Annotated in this window: 17 protein-coding genes, 1 pseudogene and 1 riboswitch; of the genes and pseudogenes, 11 read left to right on the forward strand and 7 right to left on the reverse strand. The window is 53.4% G+C overall.

From position 1 onward, the window contains the following. The first annotated feature begins 4 nt into the window (after positions 1-4). Both prc and htpX read left to right on the forward strand, forming a co-directional pair. A complete protein-coding gene (prc, locus tag IM265_RS01120; protein ID WP_028013542.1) occupies positions 5-2,053 on the forward strand; it encodes a carboxy terminal-processing peptidase in 2,049 nt (682 codons plus the stop codon). A gap of 193 nt (positions 2,054-2,246) precedes the next feature. After that, positions 2,247-3,128, forward strand: coding sequence for a protease HtpX (htpX, locus tag IM265_RS01125; protein ID WP_010432647.1), 882 nt, complete (start codon positions 2,247-2,249; stop codon positions 3,126-3,128). A gap of 50 nt (positions 3,129-3,178) precedes the next feature. On the opposite strand, the gene IM265_RS01130 is transcribed toward htpX, so the two are convergent. Continuing rightward, complete coding sequence (locus IM265_RS01130) at positions 3,179-4,552, reverse strand: MFS transporter (RefSeq protein ID WP_193031952.1); 1,374 nt, start codon at positions 4,550-4,552, stop codon at positions 3,179-3,181. A 178-nt stretch (positions 4,553-4,730) separates the two neighbouring features. Here IM265_RS01130 and kdgR point away from each other — a divergent pair, with 178 nt between their 5' ends. Further along, positions 4,731-5,522: a DNA-binding transcriptional regulator KdgR gene (gene kdgR / locus IM265_RS01135; protein ID WP_014884288.1), complete on the forward strand. Its 792-nt coding sequence runs from the start codon at positions 4,731-4,733 to the stop codon at positions 5,520-5,522. Between the two features lie 64 nt (positions 5,523-5,586). Here the strand turns inward: kdgR and IM265_RS01140 are convergent, their stop codons facing one another. Then, positions 5,587-5,826, reverse strand: a complete 240-nt coding sequence (locus IM265_RS01140; protein WP_041909477.1) for a YobH family protein — start codon at positions 5,824-5,826, stop codon at positions 5,587-5,589. A gap of 159 nt (positions 5,827-5,985) precedes the next feature. On the opposite strand from IM265_RS01140, the gene mgrB reads away from it, so the two are divergent. The 7 genes and pseudogenes from mgrB to rlmA all read left to right on the forward strand — a co-directional run bounded on the left by mgrB (position 5,986) and on the right by rlmA (position 11,218). Further along, the gene (gene mgrB, locus IM265_RS01145; RefSeq protein ID WP_006175995.1) at positions 5,986-6,129 is read left to right on the forward strand and encodes a PhoP/PhoQ regulator MgrB; all 144 of its coding nucleotides are present in this window, start codon (positions 5,986-5,988) and stop codon (positions 6,127-6,129) included. A 74-nt stretch (positions 6,130-6,203) separates the two neighbouring features. Beyond that, positions 6,204-6,494, forward strand: coding sequence for a YebO family protein (locus IM265_RS01150; protein WP_047364849.1), 291 nt, complete (start codon positions 6,204-6,206; stop codon positions 6,492-6,494). Between the two features lie 23 nt (positions 6,495-6,517). Then, complete coding sequence (locus IM265_RS01155) at positions 6,518-7,507, forward strand: MBL fold metallo-hydrolase (RefSeq protein ID WP_193031954.1); 990 nt, start codon at positions 6,518-6,520, stop codon at positions 7,505-7,507. A gap of 524 nt (positions 7,508-8,031) precedes the next feature. Continuing rightward, positions 8,032-8,176, forward strand: a pseudogene (locus IM265_RS01160) (DUF2627 domain-containing protein). A 13-nt stretch (positions 8,177-8,189) separates the two neighbouring features. Continuing rightward, on the forward strand, positions 8,190-8,399 hold the full coding sequence (gene cspE, locus IM265_RS01165; protein ID WP_001062678.1) for a transcription antiterminator/RNA stability regulator CspE: 210 nt from the start codon (positions 8,190-8,192) through the stop codon (positions 8,397-8,399). Positions 8,400-8,628: 229 nt separating this feature from the next. Next, positions 8,629-10,335 (forward strand): peptidoglycan glycosyltransferase FtsI, encoded by a 1,707-nt coding sequence (ftsI, locus tag IM265_RS01170; protein ID WP_193031956.1) that lies wholly within the window; start codon positions 8,629-8,631, stop codon positions 10,333-10,335. A 67-nt stretch (positions 10,336-10,402) separates the two neighbouring features. Then, positions 10,403-11,218: a 23S rRNA (guanine(745)-N(1))-methyltransferase gene (rlmA, locus tag IM265_RS01175; RefSeq protein ID WP_193031958.1), complete on the forward strand. Its 816-nt coding sequence runs from the start codon at positions 10,403-10,405 to the stop codon at positions 11,216-11,218. Here the strand turns inward: rlmA and mntP are convergent. The 5 genes from mntP to manX all read right to left on the reverse strand — a co-directional run bounded on the left by mntP (position 11,215) and on the right by manX (position 15,374). Then, a complete protein-coding gene (mntP, locus tag IM265_RS01180) occupies positions 11,215-11,781 on the reverse strand; it encodes a manganese efflux pump MntP (RefSeq protein ID WP_041911997.1) in 567 nt (188 codons plus the stop codon). The two genes, rlmA and mntP, sit on opposite strands and share 4 nt — an antisense overlap. A gap of 10 nt (positions 11,782-11,791) precedes the next feature. Next, positions 11,792-11,982: riboswitch (yybP-ykoY riboswitch) on the reverse strand. A gap of 198 nt (positions 11,983-12,180) precedes the next feature. Next, on the reverse strand, positions 12,181-12,639 hold the full coding sequence (locus IM265_RS01185; RefSeq protein WP_047367801.1) for a DUF986 family protein: 459 nt from the start codon (positions 12,637-12,639) through the stop codon (positions 12,181-12,183). A gap of 54 nt (positions 12,640-12,693) precedes the next feature. Then, positions 12,694-13,545, reverse strand: coding sequence for a PTS mannose transporter subunit IID (locus IM265_RS01190; protein ID WP_006810994.1), 852 nt, complete (start codon positions 13,543-13,545; stop codon positions 12,694-12,696). A gap of 12 nt (positions 13,546-13,557) precedes the next feature. Continuing rightward, a complete protein-coding gene (gene manY / locus IM265_RS01195) occupies positions 13,558-14,358 on the reverse strand; it encodes a PTS mannose transporter subunit IIC (protein ID WP_003859914.1) in 801 nt (266 codons plus the stop codon). A gap of 47 nt (positions 14,359-14,405) precedes the next feature. Next, positions 14,406-15,374, reverse strand: a complete 969-nt coding sequence (manX, locus tag IM265_RS01200; RefSeq protein ID WP_182035257.1) for a PTS mannose transporter subunit IIAB — start codon at positions 15,372-15,374, stop codon at positions 14,406-14,408. A 462-nt stretch (positions 15,375-15,836) separates the two neighbouring features. On the opposite strand from manX, the gene yoaE reads away from it, so the two are divergent. Continuing rightward, positions 15,837-17,396, forward strand: coding sequence for a CNNM family cation transport protein YoaE (gene yoaE / locus IM265_RS01205; protein ID WP_049138823.1), 1,560 nt, complete (start codon positions 15,837-15,839; stop codon positions 17,394-17,396). Positions 17,397-17,604: the final 208 nt, after the last annotated feature.

Genomic DNA, 17,604 nt, shown 5'->3' on the forward strand with positions numbered 1-17,604 from the left:
TGGCATGAACACTTTTTTTAAGCTCACCGCGCTGGCGGGCCTGTTTGCCATAACAGGTCACGCTTTCGCAGTGGACGATATCACGCGTGTTGATCAAATTCCGGTACTCAAGGAAGAGACGCAGCACGCGACGGTAAGCGAACGTGTAACCTCTCGCTTTACCCGCTCGCACTATCGTCAGTTCGATCTCGATCAGGCCTTTTCGGCCAAAATCTTTGACCGCTATCTGAACTTGCTGGATTACAGCCATAACGTTTTGCTCGCCAGCGATGTCGAGCAGTTCGCTAAGCGCAAATCCGAGGTGGGTGATGAGCTGCGGTCAGGCAAGCTGGATCTGTTCTACGATCTCTACAACCTGTCGCAGAAGCGCCGCTTTGAACGCTATCAGTACGCGCTGAAAGTGCTGGAACGTCCAATGGACTTCACCGGCAACGACACCTTTAATCTCGATCGCAGCAAAGCGCCCTGGCCGAAAGACGAAGCCGAGCTGAACGCGCTGTGGGATGGAAAGGTCAAATACGACGAGCTAAGCCTCAAGCTGACCGGCAAAGATGAAAAAGAGATCCGCGACACGCTGACGCGTCGTTACAAATTTGCCATTCGCCGTCTGGCGCAGACCAACAGTGAAGATGTTTTCTCACTGGCGATGACCGCCTTTGCGCACGAAATCGATCCGCACACCAACTATCTCTCTCCACGCAATACCGAACAGTTCAATACTGAGATGAGCCTGTCTCTGGAAGGTATTGGCGCGGTACTGCAAATGGATGATGACTACACGGTGATCAACTCCATGGTCGCGGGCGGCCCGGCATCCAAAAGCAAAGCGATAAGCGTAGGCGATCGCATTGTGGGGGTAGGACAAACCGGTCAGAGCATGGTTGATGTCATTGGCTGGCGTCTGGACGATGTGGTTGCGCTGATCAAAGGTCCGAAAGGCAGCAAAGTTCGTCTGGAAATTCTGCCTGCCGGTAAAGGCACCAAAACCCGTATCGTGACCCTGACCCGCGAGCGTATCCGTCTGGAAGACCGCGCGGTGAAAATGTCGGTGAAAACCGTGGGTAAAGAGAAGGTGGGTGTCCTGGATATCCCTGGCTTCTACGTGGGGCTGACCGACGATGTAAAAGTTCAGCTGCAGAAACTTGAGAAGCAGAACGTGAGCAGCGTCATTATCGACCTGCGCACGAACGGTGGCGGTGCGCTGACCGAAGCGGTGTCGCTCTCAGGCCTGTTTATCCCGTCTGGCCCGGTTGTACAGGTGCGTGATAACAACGGTAAAGTTCGTGAAGATGCTGATAACGACGGTGTGGTCTATTACAAAGGCCCGCTGGTGGTCCTGGTTGACCGCTTCAGCGCGTCCGCATCTGAAATCTTTGCCGCTGCAATGCAGGACTATGGCCGCGCGCTAATCGTGGGTGAGCCCACCTTCGGCAAAGGTACTGTTCAGCAGTATCGCTCGCTGAATCGTATTTACGATCAGATGCTGCGTCCGGAATGGCCTGCGCTGGGCTCCGTTCAGTACACCATTCAGAAGTTCTACCGCGTTAACGGCGGCAGTACGCAGCGTAAAGGCGTAACGCCGGATATCATGATGCCGACCGGCACGGAAGAGACCGAAACCGGCGAGAAGTTTGAAGATAACGCGTTGCCGTGGGACAGCATCAATGCTGCGACATTCGTGAAGGCAGGTGATATGACGCAGTTTGGCCCTGAGCTGCTGAAAGCGCATAATGAACGCATCGCGAAAGACCCGGAATTCCAGTACATCATGAAGGACATTGCGCGTTTCAATGCCCTGAAAGATAAGCGGAATATTGTTTCTCTGAACTACGCTCAGCGTGAAAAAGAGAACAACGAGGACGACGCAACGCGTCTGGCGCGTATCAACGATCGCTTCAAGCGAGAAGGTAAGCCTCTGCTCAAGAAACTGGACGATCTGCCAAAAGATTACCAGGAGCCGGATCCGTACCTGGACGAGACGGTGCATATCGCGCTCGACCTGGCGAATCTGGAAAAAGAGAAGCCTGCCGTACAGCCCGCTCCGGCAAAATAATCTCCCAACAGGCACAAGAAATTGTGCCTGTTTCTTTTTGTTCTGCATCCTTCCGTCAGGCTGATTTCCAATTGTGTAAAGTTGTGTCTTTCTGGTGACTTACGCCCACCGGATGCTTGAAAATAGCCGTAATACCCATACGATGTGGGTAATCGCATAGTGCGTTTTGTTAAACTGAGGTTAAAAGAAAATTATGATGCGAATCGCGCTCTTCCTGCTCACCAACCTGGCGGTGATGGTGGTTTTCGGGCTAGTGCTAAGCCTGACGGGAATTCAGTCGAGCAGCGTTCAGGGTCTGTTGATTATGGCGCTGCTGTTTGGTTTTGGTGGCTCTTTCATTTCCCTGCTGATGTCAAAGTGGATGGCGCTGAAATCCGTAGGCGGTGAAGTGATTGAACAGCCGCGTAACGACATGGAACAGTGGCTGATGAATACGGTGGCACAGCAGTCTAAGCAGGCAGGCATTGCGATGCCGCAGGTTGCTATTTACCATGCCCCGGATATTAACGCGTTTGCTACGGGTGCCCGTCGTGATGCGTCACTGGTTGCCGTGAGCACCGGGTTGTTGCAGAACATGAGCCGTGATGAAGCCGAAGCGGTTATCGCGCACGAAATCAGCCATATCGCCAACGGTGACATGGTGACCATGACCCTGATTCAGGGTGTGGTGAACACCTTCGTTATCTTCATCTCCCGTATCCTGGCGCAGATTGCGGCTGGCTTCATGGGCGGCAACCGTGATGAAGGTGAAGAGAGCAACGGTAATCCGCTGATTTACTTCGCCGTATCGATGGTGCTGGAACTGGTGTTCGGTATTCTGGCCAGCATTATCACCATGTGGTTCTCCCGTCACCGTGAGTTCCATGCGGATGCTGGTTCAGCGAAGCTGGTAGGGCGTGAAAAGATGATAGCTGCTCTGCAGCGTCTGAAAACCAGCTACGAGCCGCAAGAAGCGAACAGCATGATGGCATTCTGCATCAACGGCAAATCAAAGTCGCTGAGCGAGCTGTTTATGTCTCACCCGCCGCTGGATAAACGTATTGAAGCGCTGCGCAGTGGGGAATACCTGAAGTAACGCTAAGTGCTTAAATAAGCCGGGCAGGAGAAGACTCCGCCCGGCTTTTTTTATGCCTGAACGCCGGGTTGGGTCACGCGCAACCCGCTGACGATGGCTGCAAGGGTGGCAAGCGCACCTGCGGTGAGAAGCGCAACGTGGTTGCCGTTTTGCCCGGCAAGGTTAAACATCAGGGCAACCAGCGCCGCACCGGTGCTTTGCCCCAGCAGACGCGCGGTCCCCAACATGCCGCTGGCCCCTCCGCTGCGGTGGCGCGGCGCAGAGGTAATAATGGTGTGGTTGTTGGGGGACTGAAACAGGCCAAACCCGGCTCCGCACAGAATCATGCGCCAGATGATGTCCAGATCCCCTGGCGATGATGGAAGCAGCGCCAGCGCGAAAAGACCTGTTGCCATCACGGCCAGCCCCACCGCGCCCAACAAACCGGCATGTACACGTTCTATTAAATAACCTGCCAGGGGTGCCATCACCATCGTCGCCAGCGGCCAGGGGGTTAACAGCAGCCCGGTCTCCACTTCGGAACGTCCTATCACGCTTTGCAGGAAGAAGGGCAGAGAAACCAGAGCCAGCATCTGGGCGCAGAATGAGCAGACAGAGGTGCAGATGGAAAGCGAAAAGAGGGGAATACGCAGCAGATCGACCGGCAGTAAGGGCACCGGCAGGGAAAGCTGGCGGCGAACAAAGAAGAAGCCCGTCACCAGCAGGGCAACAAGCTCCACGGCGGTTAGCATCAGGGATTGACCCTGCGCAAAACCGCTCAGGGCGGTAATCAGCAGACCAAAGGTGAGCGCATTCATCACCGCGCTTGCCACGTCAAAGCGCGGCATGGTGCTTTTCGGGCCGTTAGCGGGGAGAAATCGCAGGGCAAAGAAGATGGCCACGATACCCAGCGGCACGTTTATGGCGAACAGCCACTGCCACGAGGCGACAGAAAGAATGGCCGCTGCAATCGTTGGCCCGGCGGCAGAAGAGACCGCGACAATAAACGAATTTATCCCCATGCCGCGGCCCAGATGGCGGTGCGGATAGATTAAGCGGATTAGCGCCGTATTGACGCTCATCAGCGCCGCGCCGCCAAAACCTTGCGCGATGCGTGCCAGCGTCAACGTATGCAGAGAGTCCGAAAGGGCGCACAGCAGTGATGTAAAGGTAAATACCACCAGCCCGCACTGATATACCCGACGGTGGCCGAACATATCGCCCAGAAAAGAGAAAGAGAGCAGGGAAACCACAATCGCAATCTGATAGGCGTTAACAATCCATATCGAACTGGCCGGGGAAGCATGCAGATCGGTGGCAATGGTGGGAAGGGCAACGTTCGCAATCGCGCCGTCAAGAACGGCCATTGAGATACCAATAATAATCGTAGCGATAGCGCCATACCGCTGGGGCAAAGGCAGGCCATCGGAAAGGTTCTTTTCCATCGGGGATAAAAAGCTCAGAGTGAAATTATTCTCAGGGTAACTATTTTAGCATCGTTAACACCGTTTTATGTCGCAGATTTGTAACGAAGTAAACGCGGATTGATTGCAGGTAACATGACGGGAATTTATAATAAAAACCGGTTCTGATTTTTATAAAACACTCTCTATGAGGTGGTAAATGGCAATTGCGGATTTGGATAAACAGCCAGATTCAGTTTCTTCCGTGCTGAAGGTGTTTGGCATCTTACAGGCGCTCGGGGAAGAGCGTGAAATTGGTATCACAGAGTTGTCACAGCGCGTGATGATGTCGAAAAGCACCGTTTACCGCTTTTTGCAAACCATGAAATCACTGGGTTACGTTGCACAGGAAGGCGAATCTGAAAAATATTCTCTGACGCTGAAACTGTTTGAACTGGGTGCCCGGGCATTGCAAAACGTGGATCTGATCCGTAGCGCGGATATTCAGATGCGCGAGATCTCCCGCCTGACCAAAGAGACTATCCACCTGGGCGCGCTGGATGAAGACAGTATTGTTTACATCCATAAAATAGACTCCATGTATAACCTGCGTATGTATTCGCGCATTGGTCGCCGCAACCCGCTTTACAGCACGGCAATCGGTAAGGTTCTGCTGGCGTGGCGCGATCGTGAAGAAGTTAAACAGATCCTCGATGGCGTGGAGTACAAACGCAGCACAGAACGCACCATTACTAACACCGATGAGTTATTAACGGTGCTCGACAAGGTGCGTGAGCAAGGGTACGGCGAAGATAACGAAGAGCAGGAAGAAGGGCTGCGCTGTATTGGCGTTCCGGTGTTTGACCGTTTTGGCGTCGTGATCGCGGGGTTGAGCATCTCTTTCCCAACGCTTCGCTTCTCGGAAGAGCGCCTGCACGAGTACGTGGCTATTCTGCATACCGCCGCGCGTAAGATTTCTGAACAGATGGGTTACCACGACTATCCGTTCTAACCCCGGTTAGCATAAAAAACGCCGCATCTTTGCGGCGTTTTTTATTTGTCGTAAACGCTGTGGCTCAGCCATTATCAATCACGACGGAGGTCTTACGCAGTACCGGGCAGTTGGTTAACCCAATGATCCCGCTATCAGAATGGAGATACTGCGCCGTGCTGACTCCCTGTGCTGTTAAATACTTACATTGAATGCCTAACCCTGCTGCGTTTTCGGTACTTCCCACCAGCACGCCATAACCCGTTAAAAGAAGGCCAATCCAGAGTATCGCCAGTGCAACAATTGTACGAATAATTAAGCGCATTATTACCTCTTTATCATTGTTATCATGATGCTAGCCTAACCGGTTTACGTAATGAAACAAGTGCAGGATTCTGAAAAGAGCCTGATGGCGCTACAGTTAGTCCTTGTTTAAGATAACCGTGATAACCTGGTCATATCAGGTCTGTAAACGGAGTGTGGAGTGAAAAAAATACGCTGGGTGATTCTGATTATCGTGCTGATAGCGTGCGTGGTATTGTGGACGCAGACTATCAACGTGATGTGCGATCAGGATGTACAGTTTTTTAGCGGCGTTTGCGCAATCAATAAGTTTATTCCGTGGTAGCACGCATTTTTTCTTCAGGTGATTTCCTTCCTTCGCGCCAGTGGTAAAATAGACGTTTTTATTGAGGTGGTGAAATGGGTGAGTTACTGAATTCAGGGCTGCTAAATATGGCATCCCTGACGATCTCTTTGGTTGTTCTGCTGGTGGGGCTGGTCATTTGGTTTTTCGTAAACCGTGCCAGTTCACGTACCAATGAGCAGATCGAACTGCTGGAAGCGCTGCTTGAGCAGCAAAAACGGCAGAATGCACTGTTGCGTCGTCTGTGCGAGGCTAACGAGCCGGAAGAGAAAGAAGCACAAAAAGAAGCGGTCGCTGACGAGAACAACGATCAAGACGATTTTATCCGCCTGGTGGCTGAGCGTTAATCGTATTATTCCGGGAGGTGGCAGTGGTCTGGAAAAATCCCTGGTATGACCCCTCCCTGAAACATCACACCCCAAACGGTTTTCGTAATACCACTTCTGCAGGACACCAGCCTGGCGACCTTGACCGCTGGCGCAAAGAACGCAAAGCCGCTGGCTTACCGAAGCCGCCCGCGTTCGGCTACGATGACTTTATACGGCGGTGGTGGCAACCGGCCGATCTTCAGCAGCCGCAGCAGGATGGGGCGTGGTGGCTCGGACATGCGAGCATACTGCTGCAGCTGGACGGCAATATCCTTCTTACCGATCCCGTTTTTTCAAGGCGCGCTTCTCCACTTCCTTTCTTAGGCCCGCAGCGTAGAACGCCTCCGGCACTCTCTGTCGATCAGCTGCACCAGCTTGACGCGGTCGTTATCTCGCATAACCATTACGATCATCTTGATGAACTCACTGTTCGCCACATTCTCAAACGCTTTCCGGACGTTAGCGTGTTTGTTCCTTTAGGCCTGGGCGGCTGGTTTCGCCGCCGGGGCGCAAAACACGTGGTTGAGCTCGACTGGTGGCAGAGTTTTACCTGGCAGGGGATAACATTATCCGCCGTACCGGCGCAGCACTGGAGTATGCGCACGCCCTGGAACCGCAATCGCTCATTGTGGTGTGGCTGGGTCTTTGAAGGGCGGCATCACCGGTTCTGGTTTAGTGGCGATACCGGCTATTCGCCTGAGCTGCTGTTGATACCGGAACGTTTGGGGAAAATTGATGCTGCAGCATTGCCCGTTGGCGCCTATGCTCCGCGATGGTTTATGGCCGTACACCATATGGATCCCCAGTCTGCCGTTGCGCTGTGGCAACAGTTAGGTTGCCCGCTGGCGTTCCCTGTTCACTGGGGCGTGTTTGAGCTGGCGGATGAAGCGCTGGATGACCCCATAAAAGAATTAACTGATGCGCTGGATAATGTAGCACCAGTTAATAATACTTTCAGGATACTGAAAGTTGGCGAGTATTTACCCTTATAAACGAAGCGATAAATTGTTGCGTATATTGTGTATGTATTCGTCGTCAGGAAAATTTTAATTTTATCGAAACGTTTTGCTTGCCTTGTTTTGATGCAGAGTCATAAAAATTTCATTATTTTGGTGCATAACACTGCTAATTACCTGATGGATTTTAATACAGAAGGGTGCGGATTATTAACATCGTTTTTGGCTGAAACAATACGGTCACGTTACAATGATTTAAGCATAAGTTTTCACAATTTGTTCTAACTCAATCAACGCCAAAGATTTCTTTTCCCGACTGCTGGACGCATTGTAATGATTGAGCTATGTTAAAAAAGTCTTAGATTACAGCGGTTGTGCAAGCAGCGTTGAGTCTGTGTAAGGGAGTATAGCCGTCTGTTTGAGAAGCGCATAATTGTGCAATTCCTTACAGACAGTGTTCGAATTTGTGCGGCGGATCGAGACATGTTTAAAAATGGCTTGCCATATTAAACATAGTGTGTGATAACACGTTTTGGGTCAAACGAGGTACAGTTCTGTTTATGTGTGGCATTTTCAGTAAAGAAGTCCTGAGTAAACACGTTGTCGTTGAATACCGCTTCTCTGCCGAACCTTATATTAGTGCCTCATGCAGTAATGTCTCAGTTTTATCTCAGTTAATGCCTGCGGGCTAAGAAAACACTCTAAGGAATTTTGCAAAATGGCAAAGATTAAAGGTCAAGTTAAGTGGTTCAACGAGTCTAAAGGTTTTGGTTTCATTACTCCTGCTGATGGCAGCAAAGACGTGTTCGTACACTTCTCTGCAATCCAGGGTAACGGCTTCAAAACTCTGGCCGAAGGCCAGAACGTTGAGTTCGAAATTCAGGACGGCCAGAAAGGCCCAGCTGCAGTTAACGTAACTGCTATCTGATCGAACCGCTGCTGACTGGGGCGCATAGCGCTTCACTCTCAGACATAAAGCCTCGCATCATGCGGGGCTTTTTTATTCCCTATCTTTCAAAATATTACTATCTACGGTCTTGTTAGCAACTTGTTGCAAAGCTGCGAGGTTAGTATCACAGTTTCGCCTCCCTAAGCGCATCTTTTCTCGTTAAATCAGAGCGTTGTTTAACAGCTCTGGGGTTCAGGTGAAGAAAAAAATGATATTAACCGCTGGCAATTTCACGCCGGCGCGTTTTGCGCTGCTCTGTTTCGCTATTTTCTGCAGTCTGGCCTTTTTACTTGGCCGCGTTGCCTGGCTACAAATCATCAAACCTGACAATCTGGTGAAGCAAGAAGATATGCGATCCCTCCGTCAGCTGGCGATTGATGCGCCGCGTGGGATGATTATGGATCGTGAAGGACGTCCTCTGGCGGTCAGCGTGCCCGTCAGGGCCGTATGGGCCGATCCTAAAACGGTGCTGGCAAAAGGTGGCGTTGGGTTTGATGAACGCTGGCAGGCGCTGGCGAGCGCGCTGCACCTCTCGTTGAGCACCCTTTCATCACGAATTAACGCCAACCCCCAGGGACGCTTCATCTACCTGGCGCGTCAGGTCGATCCTGCTCAGGCGAAGTGGATTGATAAGCTCAATTTACCCGGCATTAATTTGCGCGATGAATCCCGCCGCTTTTACCCGGCAGGCCACGTGGCGGCGAACCTGATTGGCTTCACCAATATTGACGGGCAGGGCATTGAAGGGGTGGAGAAAAGCTTCAATACTCAGCTGACCGGTAAAGCGGGTGTCCGACAGGTCCGGGAGGATCGCTACGGGCGCGTGGTTGAAAACCTGACGGAAGTGGCGCCCACGCCGGCACATAACATCCAGTTGAGTATTGACGAGCGGCTGCAAACCATTACCGAAGACGCGCTGGACAATGCCGTCGCCTGGAATAAGGCCGAGTCAGGGGCATCGGTGCTCATTAATATCCCCACCGGGGAAATACTCGCCATGGCGAGCTATCCGGATTTCAATCCCAATAACCGGGAAGGCGCGACGATAAACGATTTTCGCAACCGGGCAATCAGCGATACGTTCGAGCCCGGTTCGACCGTCAAGCCGCTGGTGTTGATGACGGCTCTGCAGCAGGGGCTGGTCCAGCCGGACAGCGTCATTGATACCCACCCGTATACCCTTGACGGGCATCGTATCCGCGATGTGGGTTATTATCCTGAGCTGACCATGACCGGGATCCTGCAAAAATCGAGCGACACCGGCGTATCCCGGCTCTCGCTGGCAATGCCTGTCCAGCATCTTATTGATACCTATCGAAACTTTGGGTTTGGCACCAACACGGGGCTGGGCTTAACGGGCGAAAGCGCCGGGCTGTTGCCACAGCGTAAATACTGGAGTCAGCTAGACCGCGCGACTTTTGCCTTTGGCTACGGCCTGATGGTCACACCGCTCCAGCTGGCCCACGTCTATGCGACGATTGGCGGCTTCGGGCTTGAGCGTCCACTCTCCATCACCCGCATCGATCCCCCGGTTATCGGCCACCGCGTCATGCCGGAGGAGATCGCGCATGAAGTGGAGCACATGATGGAAAGCGTCGCGCTGCCCGGCGGCGGGGGCGTTAAGGCCGCCGTTCGCGATTATCGCGTGGCGGTTAAGACCGGGACGGCGAAGAAAATTGATTATAGCGGCAAATATGTCGATAAATACGTTGCCTATACCGCAGGCGTTGCGCCTGCCAGCGACCCGCGTTTCGCCCTGGTGGTGGTGATTAACGATCCTCAAAACGGGGCCTACTATGGCGGGGCGGTTTCCGCGCCGGTCTTCAGCGAAATCATGGGCAACGTGCTGCGCCTGGAGAATATTAAACCCGATGGCCTGCCGGCCGGTTCAGACCACCTTATCGTCATGCGGTAATCCAGCCATTTTATAGCAGGGCGAATAGCGGTACACTTCGCCCTTTGGTTTATCTCCCGGAGTTTCCATGCCCTTCAGCTGTCCCCTTTGCCACGCGTCACTGACGCGCTCAGATAAAAGTTATGCCTGTCCGCAGGGACATCAGTTTGATATGGCGAAAGAAGGATATGTGAATCTTCTTCCGGTGCAGCACAAGCGCTCCCGCGATCCGGGCGATAGCGCAGAGATGATGCAGGCGCGCAGGGCGTTTCTCGATGCCGGGCACTATCTGCCGCTGCGGGAGACGGTGGCGCAGATGCTGGGTGACTTATTGCCTGATTCGGCGTCCGCCATGCTTGATATCGGCTGTGGGGAAGGGTACTACACCGCACGGTTTGCGGATGTGGTGCGGGAGAAGGGGGCCGTGACATTCGGTCTCGACGTGTCGAAAGTGGCGATCCGCGCGGCGGCAAAACGTTACGCTGGCGTGACGTTTTGCGTGGCATCCAGCCACCGGCTGCCATTTGATAATGCCAGTATGGATGCCGTTATCCGCATCTACGCGCCGTGTAAAGCAGACGAGCTGGCGCGCGTGGTGAAGCCCGGAGGCTGGGTGATAACCGTCACGCCGGGTCCGCGTCACCTGATGGAGCTGAAGGGACTCATTTACGACGAGGTGCGTCTGCATGCCCCACACTCTGAACAGCTGACAGGCTTTACGCTGAAGCAGGAGCATTCAGTGGCGTATGAAATGAATTTGAACGGGGAAGAAGCGGTAGCCCTGCTGCAGATGACGCCGTTCGCGTGGCGGGCAAAGCCGGAAGTATGGGATGCGTTAGCGGCTCGGACGACGTTTGTCTGCCAGACGGATTTCAGTATCCACGTCTGGCAGCGCGACGCTTAAGGCGCGAAGTGTGCCCAGAGGATCTGGGCACCAATGCCGATCAGCACAATACCGCCTAAGATCTCGGCGCGTTTACCCAGCAGCGGGCCGATAAACCGCCCGACCATCATGCCCAGCGTGGACATAATCAGCGTTGCACAGCCAATGGCCAGCGCGGTGGCGATAATATTGACCTGCAGGAATGCCAGACCCACCCCGACGGCCATGGCGTCAAGACTGGTTGCGATAGCGGTTGTCACCAGAAGCCAGAAACCGTGGCGGTGCAGCGGTGCTTCATCTTCATCATCATTCCCGCGAAAACCTTCAATCATCATTCGGCCTCCGAGAAACACCAGCAGGACGAACGCAATCCAGTGGTTCCACTCCAGCACGAACTGGCTGGCGAGCATGCCCAAACCCCAGCCGATGAGCGGCGTCAGCGTTTCGATGGCACCAAAGATCAGACCGGTGCGCAGAGCTTCTGTGAATTTAGGTTTGTGAAGCGTGGCGCCTTTGCCGATGGAGGCGGCAAATGCATCCATGGACATGCCAAAAGCGAGAAGGATCGTAGCGGAGATGTTCATAAGAGCGTCCAGACCGGGGATATCCATATGACACATCACTGCCCCCAGTAAACAGCAGTTGATGTATCTATGGTCTCGCCTGATCTCTTTTGCACGGTAAGCGTGCTGAAAGCGATCCGTACGCGCCACGTTTTTCAACGAGTATGTTGACGCGTACATTTCCTGCGTGCAGGAAATCGGCTACTCCCCAACGACGGGCGCAACCTTAACATATTTTGAGAATATAAAACAACAACGAGCAAGGCTTAATTTATCTGCGTCTTTGATAACGATTTTCATTTAGGTTTAAGCGTGAAAATATCGTTAATAAATATAAGTCAAAGAGGAGAGAAGATATAGCAACGGCTATATTCTTTGCGAAAGAATATCACAATATATAGCCGAGGTTATAATGTTAACTTATTGAGTTTTAACGAGTAATGTGTAGATTTTCTCAAGGTCATCAATATTTTTGACCCGAATGAGCAGGCGGCGCTGTTCTAATTGCATCACTAACACGCCGTCTTCGGATAAATTCATCTCTTTAATGCGGTTATATTCTATCCATACGTTGGCAAAGAAGAATCCCTGTTTTTTAAAAATGAGTTTCGGCGAGCGGATCCAGAACAGGTAAATCGCCATTAATGCCAGCGCACATAATAACCATGTGGTTAATATTGCACCGTGGCTGGTCACGTTATTGTAAATCAGAATGACCACCAGGCCGGCGAAGATAAATGCATCAATGCGTCCACGGCGTAAGAGGGGAAGGGTCAGCAGCGTCTCGCCGTTACGGCGAGGCATAATGAACTCGTCATAGATCGCGTAAGCCAGAAGGGCAACAATAAACAACACCAGTACGATGTCCGTAACAGTCATTCATCCTCCAGATAAAAAGACCGGGGGCAAGCCCCCGGTCGATAACGCAATGTTTTACAGGCCCAGCAGGCCGACAGCGTAGCCCGCGATACCGATGACGAAGAAGCCAACGATGATCCACAGCGGGTTCACTTTCTTACGCAGCAGCCACATACAGGCGAAGGTCAACAGCAGCGGCACCAGGCCAGGCATCAGCTGGTCCAGAATCGTCTGCACGGTGGTGACGCGGGTTTGACCATCCTGACCGGTGATGGTCGAAACCACCAGCGGGATGTTCACGTGCGTCCACTTGTTAACCAGCGCCCCCATCACAAACAGGCCGAGAATTGACGCCCCCTCGGTCAGTTTCTGCAGGAAGCCGCCGCCCATATCCTTAACGATGTCCACGCCCTTACGGTAGCCGTAGGCCACGCCGTAGTAACGGGTCAGCAGACGTACCGCGTTGAACAGGATAAAGAACAGCAGAGGACCGAGCAGGCTGCCGCTCATCGCGATCCCGGCACCCAGCGCCGCGAAGACCGGACGAACAGTACCCCAGAAGATAGGGTCGCCCACGCCGGCCAGCGGACCCATCAGACCGACTTTGATACCGTTGATGGCACCATCGTCAATCTCCGCGCCGTTCGCACGCTGCTCTTCCATCGCCAGCGTCACGCCCAGAACCGGAGCCGCGACGTAAGGATGGGTGTTGAAGAATTCCAGGTGACGCTTAATCGCCTGACGGCGTGCTTCGTTGTTCTCAGGGTAGAGGCGTTTTATCGCCGGCACCATAGAGAAGCAGAAGCCCAGCGCCTGCATACGTTCGAAGTTCCATGAACCCTGAAACAGGTTAGAACGGATGAACACGCCACGAATATCACCCGGAGTGAGTTTTTTCTCGGTGGTAGTTTTTGTCATATCAACCATTTCGCTCACCTGTTAGTCCAGTTCGTTATCGAGATCGTTGTTACCAGCAGCCTGCGCTGGGGCACCCGCAACACGGTTGTATTTTGGGCTGAGCTGGATGTAGAGAATCGCCATCACGGCACCAATCACGCCCAGCGCAACCAGGTTGAAGTTGGTGAATGCTGCGGTGACGAAGCCAAGGTAGAAGAACGGCATCAGGTAGCCCGCGCGCATCATGTTGATGACCATCGCGTAACCTACCACGACGATCATACCGCCCGCGATGTTCAGACCGCTGGTGACCACTTCAGGAATCGCGTTCAGCATGCCCTGAACTTCACTGGTGCCGACAGAGATCGCAACGATAACCGCCGGGATTGCGATACGCATCGCCTGCAGGAACAGGGACGACACGTGGATCCAGGAGAGTGCCGTGAGGTTGCCGTTCTCGGCCGCCTTATCCGCCGCGTGCTGGAAGGCCACGGTGATGGTACGAACGATGATGGTCAGCACCTGGCCTGCTGCGGCCAGAGGAATGGCAAGGGCAATACCTGCACCAATACTCTGATGACCGGCAATAACCAGAACGGTTGAGATGATTGAGGCCAGTGCGGCATCAGGCGCAACGGCGGCACCGATGTTCATCCAGCCCAGGGCGATCATTTCCAGCGTACCACCGATGATGATACCGGTTTTCATATCACCCAGAACGGCACCGATCAACGTACAGGCCACCAGAGGTCGGTGGAACTGAAATTCATCAAGTACGGATTCCATACCCGCAATACACGCGACGATGAACACCAGCACAATCTGAAGAGTGGTAATCTCCATTGTACTTCTCCTATAACATAAGCTTTATGTGAAAAACCGGCGCGGGCTTATTTCCCAACTTTACCGATCAAATCCATCATTTTCAGTTTCTGGTCAGTGGAAACCTTACGGGCTTCCAGCTCAATACCGCGAGCATTCAGCTTGTTGAACGCCTCGATATCTTTCGCATCAACTGAAATCGCGTTGTTGACCTGCGTTTTGCCCTGACGGAAAGCCATACCGCCGATGTTCACGGAGGTGATTTTCACGCCGCCTTCAACAATGCGCTCGACGTCTGTCGGGTTAGTAAACAGGAGCATCACGCGTTCACCCGCATATTTCGGGTTGTTGTAAACGCGGATCATCTTGGCGACATCCACCACGTGCGCGGTAACGCCCGGTGGTGCAACCTGAGTCAGAAGGGTTTTACGGACACTGTCGGCGGCCACTTCGTCACTGACCACGATGATACGCTGTACGTTGGTCTCTTTGGTCCAGCGAGTCGCAACCTGTCCGTGAATCAGACGGTCATCAATACGCGCCAGGCCGATAACCATGTAATCGTTCGGTCCCATCGGTTTTGCCGGTGCCGCTGCTTTCGGTGCCGCCGCAGCCGGGGCAGGGGCGGGTTTTTCAACCGGCTGAGCCTTCAGGGCTTTCACCCCTTCGCGGCCGGTTTCAACGGCCAGCGCGACCAGCTCATCGAAGCCTGGGTTGTCGTCGCGCGCCATAAAGGTTTCCACCAGCATGGGAATGTTTACCCCGGCGACGACTTCATAATGCTCTTTATCGACGACAATGCGGCTGGCAGCATTAAACGGACTGCCGCCCCATGTATCGACGAGAAACAGCACGCCTTTGCTGGTATCCAGCTTCGCGAGTTGAGCGTTGTACTTCTCAATCAGCGTCTCGGCATTTTCACCGGGAACGAAATCGATCCAGCCGACGTTTTCCTGCTCGCCCAACAGCATCTCTGCCGTTTTGAGTAGCTGCTCAGCAGCCCAACCATGTGTGCCTATGACAATAGCAATGGTCACTTGCTACCTCCTTTTATTATCATTAATACGCCTGCCGGGCAGACGTACTGAGAATCGTATTGGCGAACCGAATCGATTCAGATAAGGGTTAGACTTCAAAAAACTAAGACTTCCGCGAATTATTTTAGATAGTGAAAAAATAATTTATGTGATGAAGATCCGTAATTTAGCCACGCGTTACAGAATTATCTGTAGCGTATAGCCGCTGTGTTACAGAACTTTGCAAAGGAACGTAAATCTTTGCTAAAAACACAGTCTCTCTGATATGTTTAGCCTCCGTTTACTTGTTCAGGAGTATAGGGCTACAGCCCACTATATGGACCGTCACCGACGTCAGTCATCTACCAGGCCATTCCGCGCCTTTTTCACCGGCGAACCACGCCACGTATCAACTCTGTCTGCCTCTTATTTGCCCACGTTGAGTGGGGCACCGTTTTGTCATTCCTTTAGCAGGAGCTTGTCATGGAATTCTTAATGGACCCGTCAATCTGGGTGGGACTGCTCACGCTGGTGGTGCTGGAGATCGTTCTCGGCATCGATAACCTGGTGTTTATCGCCATCCTTGCGGATAAGCTGCCGCCAAAACAGCGTGATAAAGCGCGTCTGATTGGGCTCTCGCTGGCGCTGGTCATGCGACTGGGGCTGCTCTCCGTGATCTCGTGGATGGTCACGCTGACCAAACCGCTGTTCTCCGTCATGGACTTCACCTTCTCCGGCCGTGATTTGATCATGCTAATCGGGGGGATATTCCTGCTGTTCAAAGCGACAACAGAGCTGCATGAACGGCTGGAGAACCGGCAGCATGATGATGGTCACGGTAAGGGCTACGCCAGCTTCTGGGTCGTGGTGCTGCAAATTGTGGTGCTGGATGCAGTCTTCTCGCTGGATGCGGTGATTACCGCGGTCGGTATGGTGAACCACCTGCCGGTGATGATGGCGGCTGTCGTGATTGCGATGGCGGTGATGCTGCTGGCCTCGAAACCGCTGACGCGCTTCGTCAACCAGCATCCGACGGTGGTCGTGCTCTGTCTGAGCTTCCTGCTGATGATTGGTTTGAGCCTGGTGGCGGAAGGTTTCGGCTTCCATATTCCGAAAGGCTACCTGTACGCCGCGATTGGCTTCTCGATCCTGATCGAACTGTTCAACCAGATTGCGCGCCGTAACTTTATTAAGCAGCAGTCAAATCAGCCGCTGCGCGCCCGTACGGCGGACGCCATTCTGCGCCTGATGGGCGGACGCCGTCAGGTGAACGTCCAGTCTGACCCTGAAAACCGTAACCCGGTGCCGGTTCCGGAAGGGGCATTTGTGGAAGAAGAACGCTACATGATTAACGGCGTGCTCTCCCTGGCCTCCCGCTCGCTGCGCGGCATCATGACGCCGCGCGGGGAAATTAGCTGGGTCGATGCGAACCTGAGCGTTGATGAAATTCGTCAGCAATTGCTCTCATCTCCGCACAGCCTGTTCCCGGTGTGTCGCGGTGAACTGGATGAAATCATCGGCGTGGTTCGGGCGAAAGAGATGCTGGTGGCGCTGGAAGAGGGCGTCAACGTGGAGGCCATTGCAGCTTCGTCGCCAGCGATTGTCGTACCGGAAACGCTGGATCCGATCAACCTGCTGGGCGTATTGCGTCGCGCGCGCGGTAGCTTTGTTATCGTCACCAACGAGTTTGGTGTGGTACAGGGGCTGGTGACGCCGCTGGACGTGCTTGAAGCGATTGCCGGTGAATTCCCGGATGAAGACGAAACGCCTGAGATTGTGGCCGACGGCGAAGGCTGGCTGGTCAAAGGTGCGACCGACCTGCACGCGCTCTCGCATACGCTGGGGCTGGAAAATGTGGTTAACGATGAAGAAGACATCGCAACCGTGGCGGGGCTGGTTATCGCCGTAAACGGTCAGATTCCGCGCGTCGGGGATGTGATCGAGCTTCCTCCATTGCACATCACTATCGTTGAAGCTAACGACTACCGCGTCGATCTGGTCCGCATTGTTAAAGAGCAGTCTGCACACGACGAAGACGAATAAGTCTGCTTAACGGGTACGATGTGCCCGTTACGATCTTCTGGCGGGGAAGATTTTCCCGCCAGCCATTGTGGCGTTACTACCGCGCCTGCTTCTCTCTCAACCCGTTCGCTATTTAGCCGCTGCCTGATGTCAGGCCGAGCGCGAGCAGCCGCGACCGTAAAAGTGTAGTGGGGAAAGAAGAAGGAGACGAGAATGAAGGGAGAAATTC

The organism is Enterobacter cloacae complex sp. P17RS (assembly GCF_014895885.1).
Lineage (GTDB): Bacteria > Pseudomonadota > Gammaproteobacteria > Enterobacterales > Enterobacteriaceae > Enterobacter > Enterobacter bugandensis.

What these genes read in the sequence shown, in the direction of transcription:
- prc (WP_028013542.1), top strand. Translation starts at nt 5, where the DNA reads ATGAACACTTTTTTTAAGCTCACCGCGCTGGCGGGCCTGTTTGCCATA.
- htpX (WP_010432647.1), top strand. Translation starts at nt 2,247, where the DNA reads ATGATGCGAATCGCGCTCTTCCTGCTCACCAACCTGGCGGTGATGGTG.
- IM265_RS01130 (WP_193031952.1), bottom strand. Translation starts at nt 4,552, where the DNA reads ATGGAAAAGAACCTTTCCGATGGCCTGCCTTTGCCCCAGCGGTATGGC.
- kdgR (WP_014884288.1), top strand. Translation starts at nt 4,731, where the DNA reads ATGGCAATTGCGGATTTGGATAAACAGCCAGATTCAGTTTCTTCCGTG.
- IM265_RS01140 (WP_041909477.1), bottom strand. Translation starts at nt 5,826, where the DNA reads ATGCGCTTAATTATTCGTACAATTGTTGCACTGGCGATACTCTGGATT.
- IM265_RS01150 (WP_047364849.1), top strand. Translation starts at nt 6,204, where the DNA reads ATGGGTGAGTTACTGAATTCAGGGCTGCTAAATATGGCATCCCTGACG.
- cspE (WP_001062678.1), top strand. Translation starts at nt 8,190, where the DNA reads ATGGCAAAGATTAAAGGTCAAGTTAAGTGGTTCAACGAGTCTAAAGGT.
- ftsI (WP_193031956.1), top strand. Translation starts at nt 8,629, where the DNA reads ATGATATTAACCGCTGGCAATTTCACGCCGGCGCGTTTTGCGCTGCTC.
- rlmA (WP_193031958.1), top strand. Translation starts at nt 10,403, where the DNA reads ATGCCCTTCAGCTGTCCCCTTTGCCACGCGTCACTGACGCGCTCAGAT.
- mntP (WP_041911997.1), bottom strand. Translation starts at nt 11,781, where the DNA reads ATGAACATCTCCGCTACGATCCTTCTCGCTTTTGGCATGTCCATGGAT.
- IM265_RS01185 (WP_047367801.1), bottom strand. Translation starts at nt 12,639, where the DNA reads ATGACTGTTACGGACATCGTACTGGTGTTGTTTATTGTTGCCCTTCTG.
- IM265_RS01190 (WP_006810994.1), bottom strand. Translation starts at nt 13,545, where the DNA reads ATGGTTGATATGACAAAAACTACCACCGAGAAAAAACTCACTCCGGGT.
- manY (WP_003859914.1), bottom strand. Translation starts at nt 14,358, where the DNA reads ATGGAGATTACCACTCTTCAGATTGTGCTGGTGTTCATCGTCGCGTGT.
- yoaE (WP_049138823.1), top strand. Translation starts at nt 15,837, where the DNA reads ATGGAATTCTTAATGGACCCGTCAATCTGGGTGGGACTGCTCACGCTG.